Source organism: Micromonospora sp. NPDC005203 (assembly GCF_042872705.1).
Taxonomy (GTDB): Bacteria; Actinomycetota; Actinomycetes; order Mycobacteriales; family Micromonosporaceae; genus Micromonospora.
Genome location: NZ_JBIAKV010000002.1, coordinates 90,244 through 96,699, shown reverse-complemented (window position 1 = coordinate 96,699; position 6,456 = coordinate 90,244). Strand labels below are relative to the sequence as shown.

5 protein-coding genes are annotated in these 6,456 nt (G+C 72.0%); 3 read left to right on the top strand and 2 right to left on the bottom strand.

What is annotated here, in order from left to right:
- The first annotated feature begins 32 nt into the window (after positions 1–32).
- The 3 genes from ACFYPM_RS05645 to ACFYPM_RS05635 all read left to right on the top strand — a co-directional run bounded on the left by ACFYPM_RS05645 (position 33) and on the right by ACFYPM_RS05635 (position 4,895).
- The gene (locus ACFYPM_RS05645; protein WP_387193340.1) at positions 33–1,634 is read left to right on the top strand and encodes an acyl-CoA carboxylase subunit beta; all 1,602 of its coding nucleotides are present in this window, start codon (positions 33–35) and stop codon (positions 1,632–1,634) included.
- A 73-nt stretch (positions 1,635–1,707) separates the two neighbouring features.
- Positions 1,708–3,708, top strand: a complete 2,001-nt coding sequence (locus ACFYPM_RS05640; protein WP_387191631.1) for an acetyl/propionyl/methylcrotonyl-CoA carboxylase subunit alpha — start codon at positions 1,708–1,710, stop codon at positions 3,706–3,708.
- Positions 3,705–4,895, top strand: coding sequence for an acyl-CoA dehydrogenase family protein (locus tag ACFYPM_RS05635; protein ID WP_387191629.1), 1,191 nt, complete (start codon positions 3,705–3,707; stop codon positions 4,893–4,895). The genes ACFYPM_RS05640 and ACFYPM_RS05635 overlap by 4 nt, the downstream gene beginning before the upstream one ends.
- A 191-nt stretch (positions 4,896–5,086) precedes the next feature.
- Here the strand turns inward: ACFYPM_RS05635 and ACFYPM_RS05630 are convergent, their stop codons facing one another.
- Both ACFYPM_RS05630 and ACFYPM_RS05625 read right to left on the bottom strand, forming a co-directional pair.
- Positions 5,087–6,106, bottom strand: a complete 1,020-nt coding sequence (locus tag ACFYPM_RS05630; RefSeq protein WP_387191627.1) for a hypothetical protein — start codon at positions 6,104–6,106, stop codon at positions 5,087–5,089.
- Complete coding sequence (locus tag ACFYPM_RS05625; RefSeq protein WP_387191626.1) at positions 6,103–6,450, bottom strand: PadR family transcriptional regulator; 348 nt, start codon at positions 6,448–6,450, stop codon at positions 6,103–6,105. The genes ACFYPM_RS05630 and ACFYPM_RS05625 overlap by 4 nt, the downstream gene beginning before the upstream one ends.
- Between the last annotated feature and the right edge of the window lie 6 nt (positions 6,451–6,456).

The following is a 6,456-nucleotide window of genomic DNA, read 5'->3' as shown; positions in this document are numbered from 1 at the left end:
CGAGCCCCGCAGTCGCGAACGAGGGAGGCACGGTGACCATCCTGGACAGCGCGGTCGACCCGTCCGCACCGGCCTACGCGGCGAACCGGGCGGCACTGCTGGAGAGGCTGGCCGAGCTGGATGCCGCGCTGGACCAGGCGCGGGCGGGCGGTGGCGAGAAGTACGTGGCCCGGCACCACGGGCGCGGCAAGCTGCTACCCCGGGAACGGATCGAGCTGCTGGTGGACGCCGACAGCCCGTTCCTGGAATTGTCGCCGGTCGCCGCGTACGGCACGGACTTCCCGGTCGGGGCCAGCGTGGTCACCGGCATCGGGGTGGTCGAGGGTGTGGAGTGCCTGATCGTCGCCAACGACCCGACGGTACGCGGCGGCGCGGTCAACCCGTGGTCCCTCGCCAAGACCCGGCGGGCCGGTGAGATCGCCCTGGCCAACCGGCTGCCGATGGTCAATCTGGTGGAGTCGGCCGGGGCGGACCTGCCCACCCAGGCGGAGATCTTCATACCGGGCGGTCGGGTGTTCCGGGACCTGACCCGGCTCTCGGCGGCGGGCATCCCCACGGTCAGCGTGGTCTTCGGTAACGCCACGGCCGGTGGTGCGTACGTGCCCGGAATGTCCGACCACGTGATCATGATTCGGGACCGGTCGCAGGTCTACCTGGCCGGGCCGCCGCTGGTGAAGATGGCGACCGGCGAGGTCACCGACGACGAGTCGCTGGGCGGTGCGGCGATGCACGCCGGCACGTCCGGGCTCGCCGACTACCTGGCCGCCGACGAGTCCGACGGCATCCGGTTGGCCCGGCAGTGCGTACGCCGGTCGAACTGGCGCAAGCATGGCCCGGCACCGCGGACGGCGGTGCCGCAACCGCCGAAGTACGACCCGGAGGAACTGCTCGGCATCACCAGCGCCGACCTAAAGGTGCCGTTCGATCCCCGTGAGGTGCTGGCCCGGATCCTGGACGGCAGCGACTTCGACGAGTTCAAGCCGGCGTACGGGGACGCGCTGGTCACCGGCTGGGGCGAACTGCACGGGTACCCGGTGGGTGTGCTGGCCAACGCCCGGGGGGTGCTGTTCAGCGCGGAGGCGCAGAAGGCGGCCCAGTTCATCCAGCTCGCGAACGCCTCGGACACGCCGCTGATCTTCCTGCAGAACACCACCGGCTACATGGTCGGCACCGAGTACGAGCAGCGCGGCATCATCAAGCACGGCGCGCTGATGATCAATGCGGTGTCCAACTCGACGGTGCCGCACCTGACGGTGAACCTGGGCGCCTCGTACGGGGCCGGCAACTACGGCATGTGCGGTCGGGCGTACGAGCCGAGGTTCCTGTTCACCTGGCCGAACGCGAAGTCGGCGGTGATGGGTCCGGCACAGCTCGCCGGGGTGCTGTCGATCGTGGCCCGGCAGGCCGCCGCCGCCCGGGGACGCACCTTCGACGAGGAGTCCGACACCGCGATGCGGATGATGGTCGAACAGCAGATCGAATCGCAGTCGGGAGCGCTCTTCCTCTCCGGTCGGCTCTACGACGACGGGGTGATCGACCCTCGGGACACGCGTACCGTCCTCGGGCTCTGCCTCTCGGCGATCCACAACGGACCGGTGAAGGGCGCCGACGGTTTCGGCGTCTTCCGGATGTGAGAGGGCTCTCCCCCGTGCGCGCGAGGAACGCAGCGAAGCGGAGTACCGCAGTCGCGAACGAAAGGCAGGCGCTGTGATCACCAGACTTCTCGTCAGCAACCGGGGCGAGATCGCCCGCCGGATCTTTGCCACCTGCCGGACCCTCGGCATCACCACGATCGCGGTGTACTCCGACGCGGACGCCGACGCGCCGTTCGTCGCAGCGGCCGACCTGGCCGTGCACCTGCCCGGAAACACGCCCGCCGAGACGTACCTGGACATGGTGCAGATCCTGCGAGCGGCCCGCCGGTCCGGCGCGGACGCCGTGCACCCCGGCTACGGCTTCCTCGCGGAGAACGCCGAGTTCGCGACGCGGGTCGCCGACCACGCCGGGCTGACCTGGGTCGGCCCGCCAGCCAAGGTGATCGCCGCGATGGGCGACAAGGTGGCCGCCAAGGCGCTGCTCGCCGACGCGGGCGTGCCGATGCTGCCCACCTGGACCGAGACCGACCAGATAACCGATTACCCGGTGCTGGTCAAGGCCAGCGCGGGTGGCGGCGGCCGGGGCATGCGGGTGGTCCGCGACCCGGACGGGCTCACCGAGGCCGTCGCTTCCGCACGCCGCGAGGCGGCTGCCGCGTTCGGCGACGGCACGGTCTTCATCGAGCGGTACGTCGAGCGCGGCCGACACGTCGAGGTGCAGATCTTCGGCGACACCCACGGCACGGTGGTGGCCCTCGGGGCGCGCGACTGCTCGATCCAGCGCCGACACCAGAAGATCGTCGAGGAGGCTCCCGCGGTCCTGGCCCCGGAGCTGCGGGCCCGCCTGCACGAGGCGGCGGTGGCAGCCGGCCGTGCCGTCGAGTACGTGGGCGCCGGCACCGTCGAGTTCCTGCTCGCCCCCGACGGCCAGTTCCACTTCCTGGAGATGAACACCCGTCTCCAGGTCGAGCACCCGGTCACCGAGGCGGTCACCGGGCTGGACCTGGTCCGGCTGCAACTGCTGGTCGCGGAGGGCGAGCCGCTACCGCTCACGACGACTCCGCCGGCCGACGGCCACGCGATCGAGGTACGCCTCTGTGCCGAGGACCCGGCCCAGAACTTCCGCCCGTCCACCGGCACCCTGCACCGGTTCGCGGTCCCCGGGTTGTCCGGGGAGTTCACGCCGACGAAGGGCCTGCGCCTGGATTCCGGCGTGCTGGACGGCTCGATCGTGAGCGTGCACTACGACTCGATGCTGGCCAAGCTGATCGCGTGGGCGCCGACCCGCGCCGAGGCGGCCCAGGCCTTGGCCGGCGCGCTCTCGCGTGCCGAACTGCACGGCGTGGCCACCAACCGGGATCTGCTGGTGCGGGTGCTGCGCAGCCGGGAGTTCGGCGCGCTGGAGGTCGACACCGGCTTCCTCGACCGACATCCGGAGGTGTTCGCGCCACTACTGCCCGCCGACCTGCTGTCGGTGGCCGCCCTCGCGGCGGCGCTCGCCTCGGCCGCCGCCCGTCGCGCCGATGCCCGGGTGCTGGCCGGGCTGCCGTCCGGGTGGCGCAACGTGCCGGCCGTCGCCCAGGTCAGCCGCTTCAGCGGCCCGGACGGCGAGATCGAGGTCCGCTACCGGCTGGACCGCACGGGCGGGCTCGCCGAGTGGTCCGCCGTTCACAGCGCCGCCGACCGCAGCGCCGCCGATCCTGGTGCCCGGCGGCCGGCTGTCGCGCTGGTCGAGGCCGTTCGGGCCCGAGTGGCGCTCGACGTCGACGGGGTGCGACAGGCGTTTCGCGTACATCGGGTGGGGTCAGCGGTTTTCGTGGACGGCCCGGCGGGGGCGGTGAGCCTGGTCGAGCTGCCGCGTCTCCCGCTGCCCACGGCGGAGGTGGCCGCCGGGTCGCTGCTCGCGCCGCTGCCCGGCGCGGTGACCCGGGTGCACGTCGAGGTCGGCCAGCGGGTCACGGCCGGCGATCCGCTGCTCACCCTGGAAGCGATGAAGCTGGAACATCCCGTGCTCGCCCCGACCGACGGCGTGGTCACCGAGTTGCCGGTGCCAGCCGGTGGTCAGGTGCGCACCGGCGCCGTGCTGGCCGTTATCGAGGAGGACCTCCGATGACCTTCGACCTCACCCCCGAACAGGACCAGCTTCGCGACGCCGTGCGGGCGTTGGGCCGGCGCTACGGCCACGGCTACTTCGTCGAGAAGGCCAAGGCCGGTGAGCACACCACCGAACTCTGGGCGGAGGCCGGACGCCTCGGCTATCTGGGGGTCAACATCCCCACCGAGTACGGCGGCGGGGGCGGCGGCATCACCGAGCTGGCCATCGTCTGCGAGGAGCTGGCGGCGGCGGGGTGCCCGCTGCTGCTGCTGGTGGTCTCCCCCGCCATCGCGGCGACAGTGCTCGCCCGGCACGGCACCGAGGAGCAGCGCAAACGGCACCTGCCCGGCCTCGCGGACGGCTCGGCGAAGATCGTCTTCGCGATCACCGAGCCGGAGGCCGGTTCCAACTTCCACCGGCTTGGCACGGTGGCTCGCCGGGACGGTGACGGCTGGGTGCTCAACGGCCGCAAGTGCTACATCTCCGGGGTCGACGAGGCGGATCACGTGCTGGTGGTGGCACGTGTCGCCGTCGATGACGGCTCAGCCGGCTCAGCGGATGCCTCTGCGCAGAAGCTGAAGCCGGCGCTGTTCCTCGTGCCGACCGACGCCGCCGGGCTGACCCGGTCCAAGCTGGACATGGAGATCGTGTCCCCGGAGAACCAGTTCCTGCTCTACCTGGACGACGTGCGGGTGCCCGCCGACGCGCTGCTCGGTGAGTCGCTGGACGCCGGGCTGCCGGCGCTCTTCGCCGGGCTCAACCCGGAGCGGATCACGGTGGCCGCGATGGGTGCCGGCACCGGCCGGTACGCCATCGAGCGGGCCAGCGGGTACACCGCCACCCGCAAGGTCTGGGGTGGCCGGAGCATCGGCTCCCACCAGGGGGTGTCGCACCCCTTGGCGCACGCGGCGGTGCAGGTGGAACTGGCCCGACTGATGATCCAGAAGGCCGCCACCCTCTACGACGCCGGCCGCGACCTGGAGGCCGGGGTGGCCGGCAACATGGCCAAGTACGCGGCCGGGGAGGCAGCCGCGCTCGCCGTCGACACGGCCATCCAGGCCCTCGGCGGGGCCGGCATGACCACCGAGTACGGGGTGGCGACCCTGCTCGGCGCGGTGCGGGCCGGCCGGATCGCCCCGGTCAGCCGGGAGATGATCCTCAACTTCGTGGCCCAGCACGTCCTGGGTCAGGACAAGTCCTACTGAGCCGGGGCCGCCCGGGTCGCCGGCCCGCGCCCGGGTCGCCGGCCCGCGCCCGGGTCGCCGGCCCGCGCCCGGGTCGCCGGCCGGTCTCGGGCGGGTGATCGACTCGGTTTCCTTGGTTCCGGGGCGTCCAAGGCCCGTCGATGCCCCGACTTCAGGAAGACCGAGTCGATCACCCGCGGTCCGTGCCCTGCCTACGCCTGCTGCGGACCCGAACGCTCAAGGCGGTGCAGGATCGCCACGGCCACCGCGAAGAGCACCACGGGTGCCAGCACCAACGTCGACCACTGCGCCCAGGTGAGCGCGTCGAGGACGTCGTCGTGGCTGGTACGTTGCAGGAACGTCCCGGTGGTGCGGAGCCCCACCCGGGTGAGCAGCAGCGTGACCCCCACCGGGACGACGAGCGCGAGCAGACGCAGTCGGAGCGCCGTCGGCGTCGACAGGACGACGAGGGCGAAGAGCAGGTACCCCGCGATCAACAGGATCGCCTCAACACGGCCGACCCCGCTGGTGAATATCCACGTGCCGTAGATGGGCCACGTCGAAACGTCAGCGGCGCTCACCAGGGCGACGCTCGGCGCGCCGACGCTGACCAGCGTCGCCGCCGCCAGTGTGCCGAGCCGCCAGCGGGTGAGGACAGCCGTTACGGGACGGGGAGCGCGGAGGGCGAGGGCGAGGGCGAGCGGGATCATCGCGGCGAGCACGACCGGCCAGATGTCGAAGACCGTCGAATAATACCCGTAGGCCTCGGCGACCCGAACCACCTCGAACGCCACGCCGCCGACGGCGATGGCGGCTGCCGCCCCGCCCCACGCGAATACGGTGAACACCGCCACGACGAGCCACAGCGCCGCCCCGAGACCATGCGGCCAGAGGACGAACGGTTCACCGATCCCGTCCGGATAGCTCTGCGCGTACATGCTGAGGTGCAGCACCGGAACGCGCGCGGAGCGCACGAACAGCAGCAGCGCGGCGATCAGGCCGAACACCTGCGCCGCATCCCGCCACGCGTCGACCGAGAACCGGGTGCCGACCTGCCGGATGTGCGCCCGACACGCCCCACCGAGCAGGGCGGACACGTCTCGTGCCAGGGGCTTGCGCTGGCCCGGCGCGGCGTCGTCAAGCAACACCCCGATCAACTCGTCCTCGTACTGCCGCCGGTACGCGCGGGGGTAGCAGGCCAGCAGCCACCGGTAGACCTGCTGCAACGTCACGCCGCACCGCCTTCGACGAGGAGGCCGGCACGGCGCAACCGCACGCTCGCCGCGTCGGCGTTGCTCCGCAGGCGCGCCGACTCCTCGGCCAGGCGTTGCACCCCGGCGGCAGTGAGTCGGTAGTACCGCCGCAATCTGGACTGCACCTGTTCCTCGCGCTCGATGTCGATGAGGCCCTCGGTACGCAGCCGGTCCAGCGCCGCGTAGAGGGTGCCGGCGCGCAGGTCGACGCGCCCATCGGAGATGCGGCGGACCTCGTCGAGGACGGCGTATCCGTGCCGCGGGGCCTCGACGAGCGCGGTGAGGATCAGATAGGTCGATTCGTGCAGGGTAGCCTTCGCCATGGCCGC

Excerpts from the sequence above, each read along its gene's own strand:
- ACFYPM_RS05635 (WP_387191629.1), top strand. The coding sequence starts at position 3,705 with ATGACCTTCGACCTCACCCCCGAACAGGACCAGCTTCGCGACGCCGTG.
- ACFYPM_RS05625 (WP_387191626.1), bottom strand. The coding sequence starts at position 6,450 with ATGGCGAAGGCTACCCTGCACGAATCGACCTATCTGATCCTCACCGCG.